Source organism: Spirochaetota bacterium (genome assembly GCA_038043445.1).
In the GTDB taxonomy this organism is placed as follows: Bacteria; Spirochaetota; Brachyspiria; order Brachyspirales; family JACRPF01; genus JBBTBY01.
The window spans coordinates 1-25168 of record JBBTBY010000124.1 but is presented as its reverse complement, the minus strand read 5'-3'; the positions used below and the strand labels follow the sequence as shown (position 1 = coordinate 25168).

Annotated in this window: 21 protein-coding genes; 9 read left to right on the top strand and 12 right to left on the bottom strand. The window is 55.9% G+C overall.

The features are described 5' to 3' along the window. Positions 1–1019 (bottom strand): ATP-grasp domain-containing protein (locus AABZ39_16730; GenBank protein ID MEK6796425.1); only part of this gene is annotated, 1019 nt, incomplete at its 3' end. 213 nt (positions 1020–1232) lie between these two features. On the opposite strand from AABZ39_16730, the gene AABZ39_16725 reads away from it, so the two are divergent. Both AABZ39_16725 and AABZ39_16720 read left to right on the top strand, forming a co-directional pair. Then, positions 1233–3203: a protein kinase gene (locus AABZ39_16725; GenBank protein ID MEK6796424.1), complete on the top strand. Its 1971-nt coding sequence runs from the start codon at positions 1233–1235 to the stop codon at positions 3201–3203. 72 nt (positions 3204–3275) lie between these two features. Next, positions 3276–5741, top strand: a complete 2466-nt coding sequence (locus tag AABZ39_16720; protein ID MEK6796423.1) for a hypothetical protein — start codon at positions 3276–3278, stop codon at positions 5739–5741. Positions 5742–5796: 55 nt separating this feature from the next. Here AABZ39_16720 and AABZ39_16715 read toward each other — a convergent pair whose 3' ends face one another. Together AABZ39_16715 and AABZ39_16710 are read right to left on the bottom strand one after the other, a co-directional pair. After that, positions 5797–6177 carry a PIN domain-containing protein gene (locus AABZ39_16715; GenBank protein MEK6796422.1) on the bottom strand — a complete coding sequence of 127 codons (381 nt, stop codon included), beginning with the start codon at positions 6175–6177 and terminating at the stop codon, positions 5797–5799. 17 nt (positions 6178–6194) lie between these two features. Then, complete coding sequence (locus tag AABZ39_16710) at positions 6195–6428, bottom strand: hypothetical protein (protein MEK6796421.1); 234 nt, start codon at positions 6426–6428, stop codon at positions 6195–6197. A 142-nt stretch (positions 6429–6570) separates the two neighbouring features. Here AABZ39_16710 and AABZ39_16705 point away from each other — a divergent pair, with 142 nt between their 5' ends. Continuing rightward, positions 6571–7269, top strand: a complete 699-nt coding sequence (locus tag AABZ39_16705; protein MEK6796420.1) for a CDP-alcohol phosphatidyltransferase family protein — start codon at positions 6571–6573, stop codon at positions 7267–7269. A 45-nt stretch (positions 7270–7314) separates the two neighbouring features. Here AABZ39_16705 and pabB read toward each other — a convergent pair whose 3' ends face one another. Further along, positions 7315–9063 carry an aminodeoxychorismate synthase component I gene (pabB, locus tag AABZ39_16700; protein MEK6796419.1) on the bottom strand — a complete coding sequence of 583 codons (1749 nt, stop codon included), beginning with the start codon at positions 9061–9063 and terminating at the stop codon, positions 7315–7317. Positions 9064–9213: 150 nt separating this feature from the next. Between pabB and AABZ39_16695 the strand changes: the two genes are divergently transcribed. From AABZ39_16695 to rsfS, 5 genes are read left to right on the top strand one after another with little or no spacing between them, the layout of a single operon-like run. Next, positions 9214–9543 (top strand): STAS domain-containing protein, encoded by a 330-nt coding sequence (locus AABZ39_16695; protein ID MEK6796418.1) that lies wholly within the window; start codon positions 9214–9216, stop codon positions 9541–9543. Positions 9544–9583: 40 nt separating this feature from the next. Next, the gene (locus AABZ39_16690) at positions 9584–10450 is read left to right on the top strand and encodes an AraC family transcriptional regulator (protein ID MEK6796417.1); all 867 of its coding nucleotides are present in this window, start codon (positions 9584–9586) and stop codon (positions 10448–10450) included. Between the two features lie 56 nt (positions 10451–10506). Then, positions 10507–10824: a DUF1844 domain-containing protein gene (locus AABZ39_16685; GenBank protein ID MEK6796416.1), complete on the top strand. Its 318-nt coding sequence runs from the start codon at positions 10507–10509 to the stop codon at positions 10822–10824. A gap of 4 nt (positions 10825–10828) precedes the next feature. Beyond that, positions 10829–11995: an LCP family protein gene (locus AABZ39_16680; protein MEK6796415.1), complete on the top strand. Its 1167-nt coding sequence runs from the start codon at positions 10829–10831 to the stop codon at positions 11993–11995. 14 nt (positions 11996–12009) lie between these two features. Beyond that, a complete protein-coding gene (gene rsfS / locus AABZ39_16675) occupies positions 12010–12363 on the top strand; it encodes a ribosome silencing factor (GenBank protein ID MEK6796414.1) in 354 nt (117 codons plus the stop codon). Here the strand turns inward: rsfS and AABZ39_16670 are convergent, their stop codons facing one another. From AABZ39_16670 to lpxC, 8 genes are all read right to left on the bottom strand, one after another. Next, entirely contained in the window at positions 12364–13041 is a 678-nt protein-coding gene (locus AABZ39_16670) for a hypothetical protein (protein ID MEK6796413.1), read from the bottom strand. 103 nt (positions 13042–13144) lie between these two features. Further along, the gene (gene larB / locus AABZ39_16665; protein MEK6796412.1) at positions 13145–13900 is read right to left on the bottom strand and encodes a nickel pincer cofactor biosynthesis protein LarB; all 756 of its coding nucleotides are present in this window, start codon (positions 13898–13900) and stop codon (positions 13145–13147) included. Then, positions 13897–14790 (bottom strand): phosphoribosylaminoimidazolesuccinocarboxamide synthase, encoded by an 894-nt coding sequence (locus AABZ39_16660; protein MEK6796411.1) that lies wholly within the window; start codon positions 14788–14790, stop codon positions 13897–13899. Before AABZ39_16660 ends, larB begins: the two co-directional genes overlap by 4 nt. Next, positions 14790–16589, bottom strand: a complete 1800-nt coding sequence (locus AABZ39_16655; GenBank protein ID MEK6796410.1) for a YfhO family protein — start codon at positions 16587–16589, stop codon at positions 14790–14792. Before AABZ39_16655 ends, AABZ39_16660 begins: the two co-directional genes overlap by 1 nt. A gap of 87 nt (positions 16590–16676) precedes the next feature. Continuing rightward, a complete protein-coding gene (locus AABZ39_16650; protein ID MEK6796409.1) occupies positions 16677–17405 on the bottom strand; it encodes a glycosyltransferase family 39 protein in 729 nt (242 codons plus the stop codon). Between the two features lie 136 nt (positions 17406–17541). Further along, the gene (locus tag AABZ39_16645) at positions 17542–18789 is read right to left on the bottom strand and encodes a substrate-binding domain-containing protein (protein MEK6796408.1); all 1248 of its coding nucleotides are present in this window, start codon (positions 18787–18789) and stop codon (positions 17542–17544) included. A 77-nt stretch (positions 18790–18866) separates the two neighbouring features. After that, positions 18867–23495 carry a LamG-like jellyroll fold domain-containing protein gene (locus tag AABZ39_16640; GenBank protein MEK6796407.1) on the bottom strand — a complete coding sequence of 1543 codons (4629 nt, stop codon included), beginning with the start codon at positions 23493–23495 and terminating at the stop codon, positions 18867–18869. 206 nt (positions 23496–23701) lie between these two features. After that, positions 23702–25003: a UDP-3-O-acyl-N-acetylglucosamine deacetylase gene (lpxC, locus tag AABZ39_16635; GenBank protein ID MEK6796406.1), complete on the bottom strand. Its 1302-nt coding sequence runs from the start codon at positions 25001–25003 to the stop codon at positions 23702–23704. Here lpxC and AABZ39_16630 point away from each other — a divergent pair. Continuing rightward, the coding region (locus AABZ39_16630) for a hypothetical protein (protein MEK6796405.1) at positions 24969–25168 on the top strand (200 nt) is incomplete at its 3' end. The genes lpxC and AABZ39_16630 overlap by 35 nt on opposite strands.

Genomic DNA, 25168 nt, shown 5'->3' with positions numbered 1-25168 from the left:
ACGCGGTCAACACCTTCCACTTCCTGGACGATGCCGCTTCCGGGAATAAGCGCTTTCTCCATCGAGACGCGGCTGAACTTCGGTGTAAGATCGCTCGGCGCGCGGCCGAGAGATATCTCAAGCGCGTTCTTTATCAGATTGACACCGGTGGCGAGCGGATACGTATAGGCGGACATGAAACCGCCGGAGAGGCGCGCGGCTATCTCGCCGACCTTCGCACCGGAACTCGTGAACTTGATATCACCCTTCGCAGCACCCATGGTAAGATTAAGGGCGGCGATGCCTTTCTTCATGACATCGATACATGCCCCTACCTGCTCTTCGGGGAGCGCCGAGGGGAGTATATGCCCCGTCTCGACGAAATACGGCGGGTACTCGACGATACGGTCCGCAATGCCCGTGACATGTATCGTGCCTTCGTGGATGAGCATATCGATGGAAAGCTCGGGGCCGTCCATGTATTCCTCAACGATGACCTCGCCCGACGGCGACGCCGACTTCGCACGCTGAAAGGCGAAGAGCATATCCGCTTCCTTGTCAACCTTCATGACGCCGCGCGAACCCATATTGTCGGCGGGCTTGACGACGACAGGCTTCGTCAACTTACGGAAGGCGGCAAGCGCCTCGGCATACGTCCACGAAGGGAAAAAATCCGGCTGCGGCACGGCATGTTTGGCAAAACGCTCGCGCATCTTGATCTTGTTCGTTGCCGCGGACGCATCCTCGAATTTTATACCGGGAAGACCGAGCGCATTGGCCACCGCGGACACGGTCATCGAAGCATCGGTACCGACGGTGATAACGCCGTGTATCTTCATTTTTTTATTGAGATCGCGGGCCAGGCGCACATTTCCGTCCACATCGCGCGTTGAAACGATGAGCGGATGGTCGGCTATCTTCATGCCCGGCGCCGATGAATTATAGTCGCTTACGATGGTAAAAAGCCCCATTTCCTGGGCTATCTCGATGGCGGGCACCTGCAGTACCCCCGCACCGATGATGAGAATTCGTTCCGGCATGTATGCGGCCTTACTGAGAGATCTATGTCTCGGCACGAGTGCACCGAATTATCATAATTCTACAGCAAGGTCGTATATTTGCAAGATGAAAACGGCGGATATTCCTTGACGATAGCATACGCCGCTGTATACTGTCCGTGCACAGTGATCGAATAGAGCGTTTCTTGGAGCTATAACTCCCCGGAGCATGTACTGATGTCGGATTCTCCGCTGGTGTTTGCACTACTCCTGTCCCCCGACGGCATTATCCGCGATGCGAGCGATGCATTCTTCGGCTGGGCGAATGTCCTGCCGGAACAGGTCCTCGGGCGGAACATTGCCGATGTCAAACGCCTGCCAAGCTGCGATCTGCTTGCAAAGGTAGATACGCCCGTTGCCGCGGGAACATCGTATGATACGGTATGCCGGGGCACCGATTTCCGCATCGAGATACAGTCCGGTAAAACCGATATCATCCTCACCGCGGTGAATATCAGTGAAGAAAAACGTCTTTCACAGTATGTAAATAAATACATTTCAAAGGACATCGGCGATCTCTCCGAGGACGAGCGCTCGACATTCGCTATCCCCGAGCGGCGGTATATGTCGGTAAGCTTTACCGACCTCCGCGGGTTCACCGCTATGAGCGAGAAGATGAAGCCCGAGGAAGTGCGCGAGACAATAAACGCATATCTCGAAGCGGTGATGAAGGCCGTCGAGGAAAACAAAGGCACCATCGATAAAATAGTCGGTGATGAAGTAATGGCGTTGTACGGAGCGCCGCGTCATTACAAGGACCATGCACTGCGCGCCGTAAAGACCGCGCTCGATCAGGTGAAGAATCTCCGTGCGCTGCAGGAAGAATATCGCAAGCAGGGCAAAGTCATGCCGTCATGCGGCATCGGGGTGAACACCGGCGAAATGGTGGTCGGCAATATCGGCTCTGAAGCACGGATGAATTATACGGTGCTCGGAAGCTCGGTGAATCTCGCGGCGCGATTATGCGGCGCGGCGCAGGGCGGACAGGTCATCTGTACACAGGCGACGCGCAAGGAAATATTGGATGCTCTGCCGGATGGATGGAAGAACAGCGAAGAGAACCCCCAACCCCAACCCTTCCCCCTCAATGAAGGGGAAGGGAGCGCTCCCCCTTTCCCTTCTGAGACGTGCGCCATTGGCGCAGCTGGCGGCAAAGCCGCTACGGGTGGAAAGGTGGCTGGGGGGTTAGGGGTTCCGCTTACCGGAAAAACCGAAGGCGTTTTCGAATTGCCGGAGGAGCTGCGCGGCGTTGTGGTCAGCATCGGCCCCGAAGATGCACCGGTCTATCAATTCCGCTATCTCTACTCTGTCAAAGTGAAAGGAGTCGATGAGCCTCTGCCGGTCATCGAAGCGGTGTCGGTTGCAGACGAAGCCCGGATGAAGTTCAGCGCGAAAGATATTCTTTCGAACAGGAAGATGGATGCCGGGGCGGAAAAAGTGTTCGGCAAGTACCGGCTCATAGAACGCATCGGCAAAGGCGGCATGGCCGAGGTGTGGAAAGCGCGGGACATGTTCGGCAATGATGTTGCGGTGAAGATGCTCCTTGCCGGAGAAAGCGCCACTGCGGAGCAGGCGATACGATTCATGCGCGAATCCGAAGTGATGAAATCGCTCGATCATCCGGGCATATGCCGCATCATCGAATTCGGGCAGTATGAGAATATATCGTTCATCGCGATGGAATATGTGAACGGCGCGAGCCTTGGGGAGATATTATCATCCGGCGTCCTTCGTCAAGGCTCAGGGACTTCTGCCGATACGGTCGCGGGATTGGTGGAAAGCGTGGTGGTGGGGAAACACTCACCCCTACCCCCCACCCCTTCCCCTCTCTCACAGGGAAGTGAGAGAGGGGAAGGGGAGCAGAAGCATTCCATCCCCATCACACACGCGCTCAAGATATTCACCGACGTTCTCGATGCGGTTCAGTATGCTCACGAACACGGCATAATCCACCGCGACTTAAAACCGGGGAATATCATGCTCCGCAGAAGCGGCGATGCCGTGGTGATGGATTTTGGGCTCGCGCGGTTCGGCATGAACGAGGGCGATATTACGCAGAGCACGGATGTCGTCGGCACTATCGATTTCATGGCGCCGGAGCAGGCGGAGGCATCGAAGAAAGCGGATGAGCGTTCGGATATATTCTCGCTCGGCGCAGTGCTCTAGCTCCTCATCACCGGCGAGAAATGGTTTACCTCGACGGGCAATCTCCTTTCCGACGTACAGAAACTTTCGGGTATGGAGCCGCCCTCGCCGTGCAAGCGCAACGCGAAGATACCGAAGGACCTTGAGACGATAATACTCACCGCGATGGAGAAGGACCCTGCGCGGCGGTATGCGAACGCAAAGGCGTTCAAGGATGATATCGCGCGTTTCGTGAATGATGAGGCGATACAGGCGCGGCCGACGACGGTCGTGTACAAGATGACGAAATTCCTGAGGAAGCATCGAAAGATCGTCCTTCCATCCGCTGCTGCTCTTGTTATCGCTATCGCGTCATTCTTTATGTTCTACGGCGAACGTACAAAAGAACTATTTACCTGGCGGCTGGTTTTTAAAGAGAACTTCGCGTATACGAATATCAACAATGTCACGAATAATTGGACATTCTACCATTACCCCATCACGCGCGTCCCGTCGCCTGAGCCAATTGCGATCACAGCATTCAATGCGACGAAAAATATTGCCATTCGGTCAAATGCATTGATCATGGGCTTCTCAACCCGCTGGGAGGGGCTTTATTACAATCGCGAGCTGCATGGCAATTTCCGTGTGGACTGGGAATTAACATCGCCGAACCCCCAGCCGCGTTTTTATATATGCGGAAAAGACCTTTTCGATGGGTACACATTCCATATCGGATGGGACGGCAGGTGGGTGCTTACACGGGGCGTGCAGCAGAGCGTTCTCGATTATATCCCTCGAACGAACGCTCTTGCAGCGAGCAAGAAACATCGATTTCGAATGGAGAAAGAAGGCAAATTCGTACGGCTTTTTATCAATGGAGAACGGATATTCAATTACTATGATTATGACGAGATCGTCGGCACCGGCCATAGGACTTTTGGATTCAACGATGTCGTTACGAGAACATTCCTTCGTATCGAGAACATCCGTGTGTACAGCATGCCGTTCCCGCGGAAAGTATCATCACTTGCCGTTCCTGACCGCGCCTTCGTAGAAAAGAGATATGCCGATGCCGCGGTACAATACAGTGAACTGGCTGAGATATATCCCCATACCGACATCGGTCGGGAAGCGATGTTCAAATTCGGTGTGTCCAGGATCCGGAGCGGCGAGTCGAATGAGGGATATGCAGTATTGGAAAAATTCGAGAAGGATGATCCGAACCATCACATGGCACCGTTCTCGATGTACGAACGATCGATATTTCTTTCATCCCGCGGCATGACGAATGAAGTGCTTGTCCTGTATCGTGCATTGGCCTCACGCTTTCCGAAGCACTCGGTATTGAAGAATATATACCATAGGGTGTCCGATCAGTGGCTTTCCCAGCTTCAATCCAAGTCAAATGCTTCACGCGAAGATATGATCGCTTTCTTCGATGCGGGCCGCAGCGCTATACGGACAACGGCACAGATATTCGAGCTTCCGCTTCAGGGAAACTCGTTCCAGAATGCAGCCATACGGCAGCTGGTCATCTACGGAGAATATCAGAAGATCGTCGACGATTATCCCGATGAACGAGCAGCGTGCGCTACGGCGCTCCTTAATCTCGGCCGTGCAGAGGATGTGCTGTCGCATTATCCCGAACAGCGTTTCTTCTGTGCTGTAGCGCTGATGATACTCGGCCGTTTTGAAGATGTCCTGATGAAATATCCTGATCAGAGAACCGCTTGCGCAAGTGCGCTCAACAATCTCGGACGTCTCGAGGAAATTTTATCTTCCTATCCTGAGCAGCGGGACCGTTGTGCCTGGGTGCTTATCAACCTCAGCCGTGAAGAAGAAGTATTGTCTAACTACTCCGACATGCGGCGCCAATGTGCAGATGCATTGAGCAGTCTCGGCCGTGCAGAGGAGGTGTTAAAAAAACATCCCGATCAGCGAGCCGCTTGCGCATGGGCGCTCATTCATCTCGGCCGCGAGAAAGAAGTGCTGTTGAAATACCCTGAACAGCGGAGAGAATGTTTTTATTCGTTGCTGTTTTTGCGACGAACACAGGAAGCGCTCACGAATTATGCCGAACTGGCTACATTCATGGTGGTGGCAAAATCCCAGCATGGCCTTGAAGAGTATATTCATACTCGTTCTATGCGGGAGATGTCATCGGTAACAAACATGCCGTTCGATTATGGTATGCTGCGCTGGTACTATTTTTCATACTTTTTCATTATCCCGCTTCTCCAAACGATCAACGGACAACCGGATGCGCTGCGGGATTTTTGTAACGAAGCTGTCTCGAATCACAAATCCCATTTTGTGCAGATGATGTACTTCGATGCAGCGTATATACTTGGGAACGTATCGGAAGAAGAATTCCTGAATCAGCCGATGAAACAGACTCGGACATCCCGGCTTATTATCGCAAAAGCGATGCGTGCGGAATATCTCGGCAAGCCGAAGGATGCGCGCGTATGGTACACAAAATGGCTTGCGTTGCAACGATGGCAGACGATGGAAGACCCGGTGCTGGAGATGTTCGTAAAGTGGCGGGCGAAGGAATTGGGAGGGGCTCGAAAGTGAAGCATACGCACCGGATGTAAAAGCCATCCCTGCCTGTGATCTTGCCGGATAATTCTCAGGCGATATCTTTTATGAATTTCTCGGGCGACAGTACTTTCATCTTTCTTACTTTCTCAAAGCCCTTGCTGTCCCTCGTGATAAAGTACGCTGCCCGTACTTTATCCGCACAGACCACCTGCAGGGCGTCCTCGAAATCCTTCATGCCATAGTCAATGGCGGATGTTATCTCATCCGCTGCGACACCGACAACACGAAACACCCGCATGATCAGTCTTAATACATCAAATGCAACGGCCCCACCGAGACTCTTTCTCGTTACATAGAATATATCAGCAATCGAATTTGCGGATATGTATCCCTCGGCTTCATGCCGCTCAACCATTTTCCATGATTCCTTCGGATGCGTCTTGAAACGGCGCTCTTTGCAAAAGCACATCGAGGAGGATGTTGGTATCAATAAATATTACCATACCGCTCTTTCACACGTGCTGCTTTCACCTGCTCCGAGGTAATCTTTGTGCCCTTAAGTATGCCCCTGAGCTTCTCGAGTACAGGTGTATTGCTTTCCCCGACCTCGGAGACCACTATACGCATGTCCTTGCCATGGTGGCGTTCAAATTCCTGTTCAAGAAGGGATTCAACCTCATGGGCTTTTCTTTTGCTGACATTTTTTACTATCGTTTCCATGGCATCATCTCTCCCAATTCATACCGACGTGTATAGTATACTCGCTCTCTGCCTTTTTATCAACGTCTCGGCCTTATTTGATGTAATTCCACAGCATCGTCTCCGATTTGACGCCCATTCGGCAATGCTTTATACTGAACTAATGCCAAAGAAAAAGAAAGCCGCTCGATTCACCGGCGATAAAAAACTGCCGATGCGCTCCTTCTTTGCCGATGCGGAGAAGCGCTTCATCACCTTCCTCACCCCGCATTTCCCGCGCTGGATAGAAGGCTACCACCTTACGCTCATGACCATCGTCTGGTGCATAGGCATCATACTCTGCGGGAGACTCGCCCGCGGCACCATGCACTGGCTCTGGCTCTCTTCGCTCTTCATCGCGCTCCAGTGGTTCACCGACTGTTTCGACGGCTCGCTCGGCAGGTTCCGCGATACCGGCATACCGAAATGGGGATTCTATATGGATCACCTTCTCGATTTCGTTTTCCTCGTTTCGATCTTCATCGGCTATTCATTCCTGGTGCAGGGATATCATGTCTGGGTATTGTATCTCCTCATGCTCACCTTCTCCGGCTTCATGATAAACTCTTTCCTCTCATTCGCAGCGACGGGGGAATTCAAGATAACCTATCTCGGCTCGGGCCCCACGGAAATGCGGCTCTTCTTCATTCTGCTCAACGCGGCATTGATAGTCTTCGGCATCGGCTTTTTCAAGACAGCGCTGCCGTTCGCAACGGTTCTCGCGCTCGTCGTTCTTACTGTCGTCATTTTCAGAACGCAGAAATATATCTGGAATATCGATATGGCGGCACGCAAAAAACGCTCGAAAGCGGATCACGGCTGATATACACTGCTATCTGCCGGCCACCCGCTCCGTATCAGCTCCGTATCACCTTCGTTTCAGGTTCGCTTTTGATCCGCTTCCGGTCATGGATACCGCCGCTTTTCGGCATTTTCTCACCGAATTGATGAGATACAGCCGCTCAATATTCGATAGTTCATCGATACGAAGCACCCGTTCGAAAATGATCCCCCGCGCGATAAGCTCCGTACGCAATGTTCCCGGCAAAAGCCCCGACGACACCGGCGGTGTCCAATAACGCCCCTTCATGCGGTATACGATGTTCGATGATGATGCCTCGGTCACTTCGCGCCGCGTGTTCCAGAGAAGCACATCGTCCGCATCGGGAACGGATGCCTTTGCGCGGTCATAGAGCACGCGTTCGGTATGCTTATGCCTGAGCATGACATCGTCTTCATCCACCGGCTCGGCGGCGAGCGCGACGCGAAGGATATTCCCGCCGACGGATGCAACAGGCTCATGCATTATCGTGAATGAGCCATCGTGCTTCACGATAAGACGTACTTTCGCAGGTGATACCGGCAGCCCGTCTGCATATCGCCTGAGCGCATCCGTGATCGATGCGGTATCGAGCGGGATCCCGAAATACGCGGCGGATGACAGCAATCGTTCGATATGCCGGTCGAAGAGATAGAACCCCGATGCATCGTATCGCATGCTTTCGATAAGCGTTACCGGCTCATTGAGCATATCGAGCGCCTTCGTCTTTGCGATGCATTCATCATATTCATTCCCTGCTGTCGAATCCCAGACAATGCCGCTCCCCGCATGATATGTAAGCGTACCGCTCTTCTTTTCGATGACCGCGGTACGTATCGCCACCGAGAACTGCATGCGCTCCTGCGTCATGAAGCCTATCGCACCGGTATACACGCCGCGCGGATACGGCTCACTATCCCGTATTATCCTCATCGTACTCGCTTTCGGCGCTCCGGTGACCGATGCGCAGGGGAACATCGCCCGCATGATGCCGGAGAGATCGCCCTTTGTCCGCGCGCTCACGGTCGATGTCATCTGCCAGACATAGGGATGGCGCTCCATAGTGTACAGTCCCGGCACTGCCACCGATCCGACCTCTGCGATGCGCCCGATATCATTGCGTATCATATCGACTATCATGAGATTTTCCGCGCGATCCTTCGCCGACGCCCCGAGTTCCTCTGCGTTCCGCCGGTCGTCATCGGACGTTCTGCCGCGCGGGCGCGTACCCTTCATTGGCCGCGACAGGATCGTATCGCCGTCGTGCGTGAAGAACAATTCAGGCGAGAACGACGCTATGACATCATCACCCATGTCGATGAAGGCGGCATGCGGCGGGGCATATCGGCGTACGCGGTCGGAGAAATAGGAGAACGCATCGCCGGTGAACGATGCCGTGAACGGGAACGTATAATTCACCTGATAGGTGTCCCCTGCGGCAAGGCGTTCGCGTATCGCAGAGAAGGCGCGGTCATAGGAGCCCCTGTCTATGCGCGGCGAAAGCGCCGACACATCGTATGCGCCGCGGGCGGGCGAAAGCGTACCGCCGACCATACGTTCGTATACGGCGAAATACGCGAGCATGCCGGATGGCGCATGCGTGAGAAGCGCATCATCGAATGCCGGCGAGGCCTCATAGGAAATGAACCCGGCCGCACAGTTCCCGGCCTTCACCGCCTGCATGACGGCATCGAGTACCGGCATCACTTCCGTTCTCGTGCGTGCGATATGAACGCCGACAGCACCCGTGAAGGATGCCCAGCGATCGCCGTCGCGCATGATGATGATCGGGTCCATGACAGCGGAGTATAGCCCGGGGGTGGAGAAAAGTATAGCACCCCGAGCGCGTATGCTGCGCCAGCGCACACGCCAAAGCACACGCTTGCAAAATCATGCCGGTATGTATATAGTAAAGAGGTATACGAAACGTGCATTGATGGGCGGCATATGGCGATCAATTTTGAAGCGACCGAAAAGGCTCATTTTATCACCCTTACCGGCGATGTCGACCTGTATCAGGCGGAGCAGCTCAAGCAGGAGATATTCGACGTGCTCGCCGCACACCCCGATATCGTTCATCTGTGCATCGATCTGTCAAAGGTGTCCTACCTCGACTCGAGCGGCATCGGCGTCCTTGTCGTCCTTTTCAGCAGGCTCAAGAAGAACGGCAAACGATTCTCGCTCTGCGGCATAGGACAGGATATCAAACCGGTGTTCAACACGTCGATGCTCGATAAGTTCTTCCCGATATTCCCCTCACGCACGGATGTTTCGTAGCACCGACCGGCGGATCACGACGCAGAGCGAATGGTCATCAATGGCAGAAAAATACATCCCCGACGGCAGCACGCGCATACAGCTCGAAACGGCCGACCGCATCTCCCTCGATCTTGCCGGGCATCTCACCATGCCGCGTGGATGGCACGGCAAAGCCCATGCGCATCCATTCTGGGAGCTGATATTCATCGCCCGCGGACACGGTGCGTTCGAAGCGGGCGGCATATCATATCCTGCGCCGATACACAGCCTCACTGTGTTCCCCCCGGAACAGGGACATCGTTTCAGCGCCGGGGATGAGAGCGAAATGCTCTACCTCGGGTTCAGCTTCTCCCTTTCGCCCCCGCGCGCATTGCTTTCACCCCTGCCCGTCCCCCTCGGCGGGCACCCCGCCCTCGTACCGTTCATTTCCGACATCACGGAACTTTCCCGCAACGCATGCGAACGCGGGGAAGCGGCGTTCATCGGACAGCGGCTCTTCCTCCTTTCACTGCTTGCAAGCGTCGTAGAAACGCTCCTCGCGCCGCCGGCATCCGATGATGCCCGTCATACGACCATCGCATCGAAGATAAAGGAGTTCATCGCCGCGAACGTGCAGCGCAATATCACGCTTGCCGAGGTCGCCGGTAATTTCTATCTCTCACCGCATTACGTCGCCGATATCTTCAGGCGCGAAGCGGGCGTGAGCATAAAGGCGTACCATCATGCGCTGCGCATGCGCAAAGCGCTCGAGCTTATCAATGCGGGCGGACGCACCGTCACCGATGTGGCGGACTATCTCGGTTTCGAGAACATCCACCATTTCTCGAAGCGCTTCAAGGGATATTTCAAGATGCCCCCCACGCGCGTGCGTGCCGGCAGGGATGGCATCAATGCACACGCCGACGGCTCACACGCTGACAGTTGACAATTTACCCGTTTGTTGCTGTACTAGCGTATCGAATATGACCGATGGAGAGAACCATGGCCGATACTGAGTCTATGCCCGAGCTCACCTTCGAGATGTATATCATGATGCTCTCGTCGAGCGCAATGCTCTATCTCGGGAAGATCGCCAACCCGACGACCGGTAAAACGGAGCGCAATCTCGATCTTGCGAAATTCCATATCGATATACTCCGGATGCTCAAGGAGAAGACGAAAGGGAACATCTCCCCGGCGGAAGCGACGCTTCTCGGGAGCACGGTCACCAATCTTGAGCTCAATTATGTGGATGAGAAGTCCCGCCCGGCGGATGTGAAGGATGATGCGCCGCCTGCCGGCGGATCGCCCTCGACCTGACCGGATGCGCAAACAGCACCGACTCGCCGCGACAACGGTCATCATACTCGCGGGGATATTCGCCATACTCGCCGGCTTCTATTTCTTTTTTGTAAGTTCCATCGGCGTCGCGCACACCCGCGGCACAGCCTGCTACTTCTCGCTCCTCTTCACGAAGAATGACGGCATGCCGAGCGGCGCTTTCATCGGGGCGTTCGGCCCTGCCGCCGGGCGCATCGGCATGGTGAGCATTCCCGACTCCATGGGCATATGGGACCCGCACACGAAGCAGCTGCGCACCATGCCCGAGTGGTATCGCCGCGGCGGACACGCCCTTGTCTTCGATGCGGTGAGCCATACCTTCCGCATGCCGCTCCATTACAAGATAGTCGTCACCGAAAAGAACCTCTCCGAGATAGTGGACCTCATGGGCGGGGTTCGCGCCTTCGTCGATGTCGATCTTGCGCCGAGCATAACGAATATCAGACCGTTCCCGCCGGGGGTGTATCTCCTTGACGGCGCGCGCGCGGTGCGCTATATCAATGCGGTGCAGGGCGAGAACGTCTCGCGTGAGCGCATGTACCGGCTTGAGGATATCGTCATCAATCTGTTCACGGTGCTCGCGCAGGAAGAGACGATGCGCTCGATATTCTCATCCGTGCCGTTCAAGTTCGCGTTAAGCCTCCGGGTACGGGGCAATATACGCCCGGTCGACTACAACGCGTTCGCCAAGGCGGCGACGAATTTCTCGGCGGATTCCCTCATCGTGGAAACGATGAGCGGCGAAGAGGCCGACACTATGCTCACCCCCGTGCTCGGCGGACGGCATGCGGTCAAAACGGCGAAAGACATCATCACGCGCGTGAAAAAACCGCGCGGCATGGAAAGCCCGATGCGCTCGGACGTGAAGCTCTCGGTGCACAATGCCACCGAGATCGACGGGCTTGCCGACCGCATCAAGATACGCATGAACTACCGCGGGTTCCAGGCGAACGAGTACGGGAATTTCGGCGCACGGAGCAGACGGACGTTCGTCCTCGTGCGCAACGGCGAGCTGCCCAAGGGATTCCTCGTCGCGGAGGCGGCACGGACCGCGCTCATCTGCGCCCGTACCGACCGGCGGCTCCTCGTGGACGCATCGCTCGTGCTCGGAGACGATTACTACGAAATAGCGAAGATAATAGCGAAATGAACAACGGAGGAACGGTGGCACAAGGGAATATCGAGGATATCGCGCGCGGCATGGCACGACTTCTCTGCGACAAGAAATGCGAGCATGCCGTACTGCTCGCCGTCGGGCCGGTGAGCTCCATCGCCGATTATTTCATCATCGCAACGGCGACATCACGAGCGCATATGCGCGCCTGTGCCGACGATATCGAAGCCTTCGCAGCATCCCACGCCGTACGCCCGCTGACACGCCCTGCGAACCACGACGGATCGGTATGGACGCTCATCGATCTCGGGAGCATCGTGCTGCATCTTTTCACCGCCGAAGGGCGCGCGTACTACGACCTTGACAAGGTGTGGTTCGAGGCGGAGCGGATACCGTTCGAATAGTTATTTTTTCTTCGGGGCCGCTTTCTTCGCGGTTTCGGGGTGCTCGCTCATGAGCTTCCTGAACGCATCGAGTATGGCCTTTACCTCGACATCGGGCGAACGTGCCGATTTCTTATAGGAGCTCATGAGCTCCTTGAAATTCCTGGTGTTCTCATCCCGAAGCTTCTCGATATCCGCATGCCATGGGCCGGCCTCAAGAATGCCCACAAGCTCGTCACGGAGTGAATTGAATTTCTTCTCCAAGTCATGTATCGTCTTGTTCGCGGTGATAAGCTCATCGCGCGAGAGGTCCTCGACATTCTCATGCGCATTGATTATCTTGTCTTTCTCTATCTGCTCGCCGCGCGCGACATCGGTCGTGCTCTCGTATGCCTGCTCTATCCTGTCCTGCATGACAAGCTCGTTATGGGCAAGGCCCTCAAGGCCCTCATGCGCGCGTATCAGTTTGTCCTTGTAGAGCTGCTCCGTACGGGCAAGGTCCTCAACGGTCTCATGCGCGTGTACCAGTTTATCCGCGCCGAGGAGCTCGGTGCGTGAGTACTCAAGGGCATTATCGAACATGGAAATGATATTCTCATAGTTCTTGACCAGCACGGTGAGTTTATCGCGCTCCGCCTTCACTTTTTCAAGTTCATTCTGAAGGGCGGCGATGTCCGTTTCCGTGTTCGTTGTGCTCATTGCGTCCTCCGACGAGTATTCCCCCGTTGGTACCGTGTAATAATATACCGAAAACAGGCTAAAAAAGCAAGGTGTTTTTCCGGCGGGAACGGCCGACGATCGCTCAATTCGATGTCATACGCCTGTTCATGAGGCTGGCGGCATACGCCGCGGCGAACCCGTTGTCGATGTTCACCGTCACCACATTCGGGGAACATGAATTGAGCATGGAAAGGAGCGCCGATACACCGCCGAAATTCGCGCCGTACCCGACCGATGTGGGGACAGCGATGACCGGTGCGGCGACAAGACCGCCGATGACGCTCGCAAGTGCGCCCTCCATACCGGCGACGGCGATGACGACATTGGCCTTGCGGATCTCCGGCAGGCGATGGAACAATCGATGGATGCCCGCCACGCCCACATCGATCACCTTCACGGCATTATTGCCCAGCATCGAGAGCGTTTCGTACGCCTCTTCGACGACATGCATATCCGACGTTCCGGCGCTCACCACGGCGACAAGACCATGCTTCTTCACCGGGGCGAATTCCCCGACGATGCACTCTGCACGCTCATTGTAACGAAGCTTCTTATCGATCGAAAGCACACGCTTCGCCTTCGCCGCATCGATGCGGGTGATAAGCAGATTGTTCTTCTTTCGCACGATAGCGCGAGCAATGGCGCATATCTCGGATACGCTTTTGCTTTTGCCGTACACCACTTCCGGCTGTGACAGGCGCAGCGCACGGTGATGATCGAGCGAGGCGATGCCGATATCCTCGAACGGCATGTCGGCAAGCTCACGGATCGCCTTCTCTATGGAAAGCTTCCCGCGCGACACCTTTGTCAGCAGAACGGATAATCTCTCTTTTGTCATACTGCCGGCTGCAATCCCTTTCCCGTGATGAGCGTGAGCATCTCCACGTAGCGCGCACGCGTCTGCTCGATGATGGATGGAGGGAGCGCGGGCGGCGGGGGCTGTTTGTTCCAACCGCTCGCCTCAAGATGATCACGCACGAGCTGCTTGTCGAAAGACAGGGGGTTCTCGCCCGGCTTATAGGACTTCGCATCCCAGAACCGGGACGAATCCGGCGTGCATGCCTCGTCGATGAGCACAAGGCGGTCATCGACGGTGCCGAATTCGAATTTCGTATCGGCGAGAATGATGCCCTTTGCTTGCATCGTGTTCGCCGCCTTCACGTACACACCGAGCGAGAGATTGGCAAGCTCGCGGGCCATGTCCGATCCTATCTTGTCCTTCACATAGTTCATATCGACATTGATGTCATGTTCGCCGTCGGGCGCCTTCGTCGACGGGGTGAATATCGGTTCCGGAAGTTTTTCCGCAAGGCGAAGCCCTTTGGGGAGCTCAATGCCGCACACCTTGCCGGACGATTGATACTCCTTCCATCCGCTCCCGATGAGATACCCGCGCACGATGCATTCGAAATCGACGCGCGTGGCGCGCTTCACGATGACCGCACGGTCGCGGAGTATGTCCTGATACGGCCGGCACTCTTCGGGGAATTGAGCCACATCATCCGCGACGAGATGGTTCTTCACGCCGAGGGTATGGAACCAGTGATTCGATATGCGCGTGAGTATCTTCCCCTTATCGGGTATGCCTTCATCGAATATCACATCGAAGGCCGAAAGACGGTCGGTGGCGACGAGCATGAGATGCTCACCCATATCATATATCTGCCGGACCTTGCCTTCGTAGAGTTTCTTGAGTTTCGGGAGTTCTATCGTCGTCAATGCCGTCATTATCCCCTCCCCTTGCGATACTCGGTGATGAAATGGAGCGCAAGGCCGCCGATGAAGAGAAGCCACAGCGCCGCCGATATCCAGAGCAGTATGAGAAGCGTCCTCGGCTCATACTTAAGCTGTATGTCATGTTCCCCCGCGCCCACGAGTACGCCCATGGACACGCAGTTCGCACGCATAAGCCGTACGCGTTTGCCGTCGACATACGCGTTCCAGTCCGGATGATACATGTCCTTCACGACCACCACCACCGGTCCATCGGAAGCGCATCGTATCTGTACCGCATTATGTTTGTACTCGAAACCGGTAAGTCCCACGCGCGTCGCCGGGATGAATTTCGTGTTCGATACGCTGTCGGCATCGGCCCCGTACACTACGGCCGTACGCGTCAGGTCGAAACGGTCGCCCGCGAGCGCTTCAAGCGCCGCGTCGAAATCCTTCGCGATATACACGCCGGATGCCATCTCGAACCGCGGACGGGCGAACGCCGTATCGTAGAGGAACACGGTCTGCCCGTTGCCGATGGGAAGCTGATCGAGATTGGTGATATACGCCGAGAACGCGGAGTTCACCGCGAAATCGCTCATCAGATACCGGATATTCAGCAATTGATAGAATCGCGGATGGAATTGCAGCGCATCCTGAATGCCGAAACGTCGGAAGAAGCGTTCGTATTCGCCGCGCATGGTACGCATGGCGGGGGCATCGAAGAGCGGTATGCCGTACTTGGGGAATGTATGCGTCACGAAGTGATTGAGTATGCCGTTGCGCGAAAGGAAGCGCGTCCTGTCTATCGTGCCGCCCATGCGGCGCTCTTCCAGTATACGGACGATGCGGTTGGAACGATACATCTCATCGTGGTCCTGCGTAATGACGAAGAACTGGCCGGTGTACCAGAGATCGACGGCGAGCACGACCACGCAGAGCACCGTAAGCGCCCGGAAAAAGAAGCGCTCGAGCGTGGTTGCGAACGCGACGACGGCGAACGCCGCGGATGCGATGACCGGTACGACGAGGAACAGCACATCGTTCGTATCGCGGATGTACATGAGTATGGAAAGCGCTATGAACGCCGCCGGAGCGGCCGCCTTTTCCCATACTTTCACCGTGCTCCGCATCGTAAGGAAGAACGACACCATGGATGCCACAAGCACCGCCATGAAGAAGAAACGCGCGGCATAGGTGGCGACGTTCTTCGCCATGGCCTGACCCGCAGCCTCGCCCCAGCGCTGAGCGAACGAAGCCGCCGAGCCCGATTGGTTCATGACGGCGAACGCGGCGAAGAAAAAGCCGATAACGACGAGCGCATAGACGACGACATTGAATATCCTGAGCGATGACAACTCCTTCGCATTGAACGCGGTGAGCATATCATCGCGCTCTTTTTTCCGGAGCACCTCGACGAAATAATGGAAGCCGAACGCCGAGAGCACCGAAAGCGCGAGCGTGAAGATATGGATGAATTTGTTCGGGTTACGGAACGACTCCATGAACGGGAGGCTGTAGATAGCGCCGAACAGGGGCGGAAAATAGCGGCCGAACGATGCGATGAGCACGATGAGCGCGGCCGTTCCCCAGAACCATTCCTCCTTGCGGCGGAACACGATGACGGCGAAAAGCGCAAGGACGACGGCGATAAGCCCCGCATTCTCCGTGCCATGCTTGAAATTATTCCACGATGTCTTGCCTTCGATGAATCCCATGCGGCCCCAGTACGGATGCGTCTGTGCGCCCGAGTAGAAGCCGAACAATCCCGGTGCGGCGAAATCCGCGATCTCTTCGGGCGGGAATGACCACATCGTGGCCCAATCCCATTTCTCCGCAGCGCTTTCCTTTGCGGCGGGTGTAATATCGCCTTTCCCGGTCGCTTCCAGGAAACTCGATACCTACTGCATGGTGAACAGTATCGCCACCACACCGAGGGATACGTAGCCCAGAACATCCTTAATGACAGCCGGCCGCTGTTCCTTCAGATATGCTGCGAGCGTTGCATCTCCTTTCTTTCTATACAGCAGATAGAAGAAATAGAAACAAAGGAGCACGGCGAAATATAACGATACCTGCACCTCACCGCCGAGAAAGGCAATGCCGAGGAAGGCGCCGGCGAACGGAAAAAAACGCATGCGGTTCTCGTCCATCGCACGATGGAGGAAATAGAGCACCAATGGATAGAACGCGAACGTCTCGAATTTGCCGAGATGGCCGGGGAGTATGAGCGAGAGCGTATCGTTGGTGAACATGAACGCTATGGCGCCGAAGAACGCCGCGGGGAGCACAAGCTTCATCTGCCGTAAGAACAGGAACATCCCGTAACCGGCGATAAAGAGATGCACCATGAGCGACACCTGCGGATAATGCTGTGCAGGGAAGATCAGGAGGAGAAGCGATGACGGCTTGAGGAATATCGGCACACCGCGAGAGGCCATATAATACGAACTGTCCCACAGGTAGGAGAAACCGGCGCGCATGACATCCTGAAGGCTCTGATTGAGCCATGGTATCGTGTCGCCCATGGACAAGATGTTCTCGAACCCGAGATTCTTGAAGAAAAAGAATACGGCGAGAGCGAGGAACGCTCCGATATACAATGCTTCCGATATCAGCCTTTTTTTCATACCATGCCCTTGACGAAAGATGTCCGCGATTATAGCAGGAGAAGTGGTTTTTACAAGGGGAAAGGGCTTGCCGCGGACTCGCCGCAATGCTCGCAGCTCATATCCGGTGTTCGGAAGAAGAGCCGATCGATGAATACTATCGATACTCATTCCCCGCTGCCTTCATGTTCCGATAGTCGCGCGGCGATGTGCCGTACCGCTTGCGGAAAAGCATCGTAAAGAGCTGCTGACTGCTGAATCCGCACATGATGGCTATATGGCTGAACGAACGATGCCCTGCGGCAACGAGGTTCTCCGCCCGTGCAAGCCTTACATCATTGATATACCGCACGAGGCTTTGTCTGAAAAGACGTTTAAAATTCCTGGCAAACGCAGCGCGTGTCATATCGAACGCCGATGCAATGGTCCTCGGGAGGCTGCTTTCAGCGCTATGCTCCTCTATGTGGTCACGGATAGCTGCATCGATGCCTGCGCCGCTGCGGATGCCTGCGAGACAGCTTGTCGCCTTTCGTACAATAAGTTTCCCCGGTACAAGCGCACGCTGGCCGACTGTCGGACGCTTGCCGGTGATGATCCCATGGAGCATATCGGCCCCGGCCCGACCGATACCGAAGAAATCCTGCGCTATGGTAGCGGACAGCTTTCGGAACATCCCGCGTGCATCGCGGATATCGTCGAACCCTGTTACGGCAATATCATGGCCGATGCGAATACCGCGGTGTTCGGCGAAAGCGCAGAACTGATGGGCAAGCGAATCGACCTCGAACATGACCGCCGTCGTTCCGTCAAGGATCACCTGTTCGAATACGCGGGACATGACGCGTTCGTATCGCTTTCCCGAAAGCCGGGCAGCGGAAACAAGATCACGCTGCGCTCGTCCCGATAATACATCAAATCCATGTACCCAGGCTTGCCGTACAGGAAGCCCGAGCGTATGCATGGCATTACGGTACGCGCGGAAGCGTTCATGGGAATACCCTTCGCAGCGTGCAGCGACATAGCCGATCGCGCGGTGACCGCAGTGATAGAGATGCTCCGCAAGCGCGTGTATGGAAGCATGTTCATCAGTCGTCACACAGTTCGCGCCTTCCCAGAACGGCAAGGAACTCAAGAACACACAGGGGCGTTCGTTCGCGATACGCTCCCATGCATCGCATTCCGCCCGTTTCGACCATGGCAGACCGCCCAAAAGCCCGCTATATCCGCGGAATATGCCTTTTTTCAGCAGCTCTGCTGCGGATCGATGCGTAATGAAGTACCCAAGACCATATCGGAGCAACCGTTCGTTCACACCGCTGTCGACAGCGATCTCCGCTTCGCACAGATACTGCGGGGCACCCGAGAGGGAGCTTTTTTTTCTGAGTATGCGTATCGGCGTTCTCATGTTCCATGGCGAGCAGTAACGGCAGCGCCCGATACACTATAGCGAGAAGAAGCGTATGCGTCAAGCACCCATGGGTGTCAATCGGCGAGCATAAGCAGGGTGTACAGCTGCGGGGAACGGCCGGGTTCAGTGCCCGCCGGTGTTGTCGTCAGTCTTCCTGCGTACTCCTTCTTTTCCGCATCATCGCGGTCATTGACGCAGATGCCGAATGCAGCGCGGTACCCCGCTTCAAGCCTCAGCGGAAGGATAAGGCGCTGCGGGAACATCGCCTCGATGATATATCCGCCCTCGGTCTGAGCGAATACCGTCCGAATGCCGGTCTCTACCATTTTTGCTTTCGGTGCGAGCACGCCGCCGGCCTGCTGCTGTTCCGGGGCTTCCCAACGATACACGATGCATCGGTCATTCTCGTCGGGATACAGGTCATAGCTGTAATCGTCGGGGCCGTATCCGGGAACCGTACTCGACCGCCCATCCGCTTTTGTATCAAAATACACCTGTACGGCATCATTGAGATACCGCTGGTTGGTGCGAGGATATCGTTCATGCACGAATTGATCGTCCTTGACCGATACCCGCAGATAGAGATGTTCCCTGTCCCATGCGAATTGATACCGCGCACGCAGTGACGATGGCTGCACGGGCTGCTTTGCGTCCACGGAATTCACCAGGAGAACATGCGGGACATCCTTCCACGATGCGGGGTCTCCGAGCACCACCGCGCGTTTCGGGATGAACAGATAATCAAAGGACACATCCTCAGAAAACCGACCGCCGTCGATGGTGATACCGACGGGCAGTGCAGCCCTGCGTAACGAACCGATCGATCGGTCGAACGATGTCGGCACGGGAAGGAGCTTCTCTTCGAGCACATCGAATGTCACTGTCGAGGTCGTATCGCCGGGCAGCGCGATCATCGCATGCACCTTTCTGCTCGTCTGATTTCGGATACCGATCGAGATCCCGGCTGTTTGCGGAACAGCACGAACTGCGAGCGGACATGAATTGTCGCCTGCAATGACGCCGGAATTGACGGCAGCGGTGAACGCCGTGAGCGACCCCGGCTTCCCACGGAAAAACAGCGGGAACGGGGAAACATTGGCCTCAACAATGCCTCCCCGCGCTATCGGTGTCCGAGCATTCCCCATGAGATCGATGATCTCCGGGACTTCGTTGCCGAAGGTAAAGGATATCTGCGGCCCCTTCTTGAACCCGCGGTCGATCTGATCATCATGACCCCAAAGGGCCATCACGGGACGCTGTGTCCCGTCGAGAAAAATATAACCGCGAACCCCCGGGGCAGGACGGAAATCGCTTTTGAACGTGACGTCGCCGAGGAGATGGCCGAGCGTATTGGGCACCATCGCCATCGCTATCGGCGTAAGATCATGGTCCATGAAGCCGTGCGCGACCCAGCCGTTGAGCGAACGGACCTGCGGCCAGTACTTCAGCGCCATGATCCAGCTGCGCGCGAACAATGCCGCCGCGGCGCGCTCCCCCCAACCCATATCGTACGAAACGAATCCCGCGCGATAGTGATCGGTGCTGCATGCCTTGAACGTGTTCAGTCCCCACGCCGGCACATGCATGTGACTGTGATAGATGCCTTCGGTAAAGTGTACCGGGGTATCGGCGCCATATCCGTGCGTGGCGAGCATGCGGAGGAACGTTGCGATGTCCGCATCGAGGTCGGCGGGGTATTCGGGCATGGAGCGGTACGGATGAATGGCCATGGCATCGAAGCGCATGTTCGTCCCGATCTCGGTAAGATACTGATCGTATTGCCGAATGCCGACGTCCGGGCTCATATTGCACGGACCGCCTTCAGGCATGAGCAGTGCCTTCGGATTCGCCCTCCGCGCCCCGCGCGCCCCTGCAACGAGCAGCTTCGCATAATCGGAAACGTTCTTGTCGCGCATCATCTTCCAGCCCCCCGCTTCGCTCTCGGCCTCGAAGAACCAGGTCGGCACATGCGGGAATTCGGACACGATACGATAGGCCCACTCCTCGAACTCCTTTTCCTGCTCCGGTGTGACCGCATCCCATTTTTTCGCTGCGGGCGGGAGCTCGGTATGCTTTTTCGGCATCTCAAAGTGATAATCGATGAGACCAACACCGGTATCGGTAATGCCGTATTTCTCGATAAGCGCCCAGTACCACGGCTGCACCGATCCGTAATCGGTTGACCCAAGACCCACATCACGGTAACGACGGCATATGTCCTCGAGCCGGCACGAACGTATCGACAACATCGATCCGAACATCGTATGGGTCGGATGCGTGTTCCTGAGCGGCTGCAGTACGGTGAAACGGAAGAACTCGGTATGTGCGGGAATTGCTGTCCCTGCAATGTCCGCGCGCAGTACGAACACGCCGCTGCCGAGTTCAGGCCCGAAGGGAAGCCGCAGTACATTCTCTGCATCAGCGAATGCAATGGTCTTCTCATAAAGCGTTTCATGGAAATAATTGAACAGGGTGAGCTTTGCCGTTCCGGCGCTCTTTGATGAAATGATAAGACGTGCATCGATATTCGCCCCCGGCGCAAGGAAATTTTCCGGGTCAGAGGTGATAAGACGCGCATCTACCGGCGCAGTGACAAATTCCGTTGCCGCTGTTCCCTCCTCGAACTGAAGACCATCGAGATAGAGGTATCCCGGGGTGTCCCCCGCGATACGCCATGCACGCAGAATTATCGAGCAGACATTATTGGGAGCGGTTATCGTTCCCGTATAGCGAGTCCATTCCGTCGGTACAGCACGCGATTCACTGATGCCGAGATTCGGGAATACCGGCCATGCGCCGGTTATCGTGCCGGCATTAAGCCCTATGCCCTGTGTACTTGCACGCGCCCAAACGCTGAAGGTATAGCTTTTTCCCGGCACAACGGGGATGGCGAATGTCTGAAGATGGCTATCCCGGTTCTGATCGGGCCTCGCTGGTTTTCGGGCGAGCATGCGGAGACAGGATCGTCCGAATTTCGGGCGATCGCCGCTCACCGAATATATCGGCTCCGTGCTCGGCTGATAGAACGCCCACGTATCCTGCAGGCTGAAATAGCGCAATCCCGATTCGAACGACGGGTTCATGATACGGTTGCGCGTGAGCGGCTGCGGAACGGTGATTCGATCGCTACCGTAAAAACCGATCCCTGCGGTCGGCGACGGTCCGCTTGCACGGCCGCGTGTCTTGAGCAGATCGATCACGATGATGATAGGATCATTGATCCTGTCTGCTTCCTTGTTGATATCGATGCGCATGGCCAAAGCCGGGTCACCCTTATAGTCGAGTGATTCGGTGATGCGTATCTGCGGTGCCCGTACTGTCAGTATAAAACCGCGATGCGGTTCGTCTGCATCCGCGGCGAGGTCGAGCGACGTGCCGCTGAACACTTCCGTCCCGGCTTTCGTGAGCGATGTTTTTGGCGACGCCGTAAGCATAGTTCCGTTGGCAGTTATCTTCTGGCTCCGATAGCTCGGGAAATACACGAACAGAGTGAAATCATTGATCTGCTTGGCAAGCGCACCCGTACAGCCGTGGCGGTAGGCGATCTCGAGCTTCCCGTCCGCGCGGACCTTCGCCTCATACGAAGCGGTCGCGGTTTCGTTCTCGGTGATGCGGCACGGTTTTTCCCAGCGCAGTGTGCGGTTCGTTTCATCGGCGAGCAGCGTGCAGTCCGTCGTCCCCTCCTTGAGTGCGAATGGATTACCCCAGTACTTCCGGGATGATGATGCCCCCCACGGCTGCAGTATCGCCATATCCTGCTCATCGATCACAAGCTTTATCGTATTGTCGCGGTCCGGTTTCGTGCTCACCTGCTCCCGCGAGTTAAGCCGCTTATTCCCCGATTCAAACACGGTCGGCGGACGCAGTACGATACTGCCGGTGCTCGCCGTTCCCGTATCGGCAAAAATCGCCTCCGGTTCCGGAAGCATAACGGCGCGTGTCACGCTGCCGCCGGCATCGATAGTGTTCGTACGCACCGACACCGTTTCCGCAGCGACGGCAGGCGTTTTTTTCAGCGCCGCCTGTTCCGGCATCCGTACATGTTCCGCGGCTATCTCCGCGGCGGAGAGGGCTCGTGAATACACTTTCACATCATCAATAACACCCTGGAATGCATCGATGCCGGAACGTTTGCCGATGAGAAAGCTCGATGCACTTGGCAGAGCGGTCCATTCGCCTTCCTTCATGGCGGTACGTATGCCGTCCTGGTACAGCATGAATCCATTGTTCCTGAATACGACGCCGATATGGTGCCAGGTATCGTCAAACACCGCTGTGCCGATCTTCGCGCCGACTATCGACGAACTCCCGCGTGCACCGATCTCGAAAACCCCTGGTGCGGTCATGAGATTGATATCATACCCGCGCGAGCCCGGTCCGTATTTGCTCACCAACCCGGCCCACCCCGTGCCGCCGCTCACCGGTTTCGTCTTTATCCAGCAGAGCACGGTGCAGTCGGATGTGAGATCGAAAACAGGTGCGGTCCCGGCATCCACATATGCCCCATCGGACAGTGACAGGGCATTCCCATGCCTGCCTGTTACCCATTGCGCCGCACCGATGACCCTGGCATCGTGTGAGCCGGCACTGTCCGCCACGGCCGCTCCGGAGACTTCGTCAAATCGCCACCAGGCGATAATATTCTCATCGACCGCAACGAGCGGCATGACACACAGGGCCGTGATCAGTACGAACCGGATCATGATGCACCTCCCGCTTCATTTCCAGACAGCGTTCGATCTTTGCAGTATAACACAAATTCGCATGAAGGATTTCAATTTTCGCACGAAAGCCCGGGCAGCATCGATTTAAATATTCTGACATGATCGGCGATCTGTGCAGTCACCATCTCTATCGGTGCGGTGCCTCGACAGTCCGCCCAGCTCACCACCCGGCTCGGCAACCACGTTCAGCCCCCGTACAGCCTCGCCAATTCCGCAATGACCAGATGATTGAACGCATGCGACGTCCGATTGGCCACTATCTTCGCACGCACGGGCCTTCCGGCAAGAAAGAGATCGCCGATGACATCGAGCATCTTATGCCGGACGAATTCATCGGGGTAGCGGAGTTTCGTATTGATGACCTTCCCGCCGGAGAGGATGATGTGGCTTGCTATCATGCCGCCGCCGACAGCGCCGCTTTTCTGCGCCATATCGATGTTCTCTATCGTATTGAACGAACGCGCCGGTGCGATATCCTTCTCGAACGCTTTTCCCGACTTCATGATGAAGGTAAGCTTCTCTACGCCGACGGGCTTGGGGAAATCGATGCGCAGCGTGAGCGAAAATGAACTGGACGGGGTGAATATCATATACGGCGTCTTCGGTGATACCGTTCCGAACACATGACGTTTCTTTACCGTGAGCGCAGCGATACGCTCCTTCTGCTGCTCAATGCCCGCTTCGCGTATAATGCGGCAGAAATCGATGGCCGAGCCGTCGACATTGGGGATCTCTTCGTCTATCTTTATCGTAAGATTGCTTATGCCGTAGGCGTGGAGCGTCGCCAGAAGATGCTCGACGGTACGCGCACGCGCCTTGCCGACGGAAAGCGCCGTTGAATTCGCGCCCTCGCCGTTGGACTTGAGCAGGTTCGCCGGCGACAGCGGTATCTCCGAATTGCTCGCGATATCGATGAACCGTATGCCGCTCCCCGGCGGGGACGGCAGCAGCTGCATGCCGATCTTCCGTCCGTTCATGAGCCCGAAACCGTTAAGCACCACGCTCTTCGATATCGTCGCCTGCCAGACAAGATCCCCTTTCGCGTGAATGATCTGCCTTTTCTTCTCGCTCGCTGCCGGCAACGGCATCTCCGCCTGCGCTGCTGACGATCGGATATGCTTGCCGACCATGCGCAGCACCCGCTCCATGGTGAACGGCTTCTCGAGAAAATCCGCCGCCCCGAGCTTGGTCGCCCGCACGGCGGTCTCTATGCCCGCATGACCGCTGATCATGATCACCGGAACACCGGGGCGACGTTCCTTTATCTTCATCAGAAGTTCAAGCCCGTCTATCTCAGGGAGCCATATATCGAGGAGTATTATCTCCGGTTCGAGACTTTCAATGCAGACAAGCCCCTTCTCACCGCCGTCGGCGGTATACACGGAATAACCTTCGCTTTCGAACATGGTGCGAAGCGTCGCCAATATGGCCTTCTCATCATCGATGATGAGTATGGTGCCTTTTGTTTTTTTCGTCTTTCGAGCCATTGAGAGCGCGGATTATATCATAAGTGACGACGATTACAACAATGCCGGCAGGAACGTAACGCACAACGATCCCGAACAAGGCACAACCACCGAGCTCACAGAGGGACACAGAGAAGAAGAAGAAGAAGAAGAAGAAGAAGAAGAAGAAGAAGAAGAAGAAGAAGA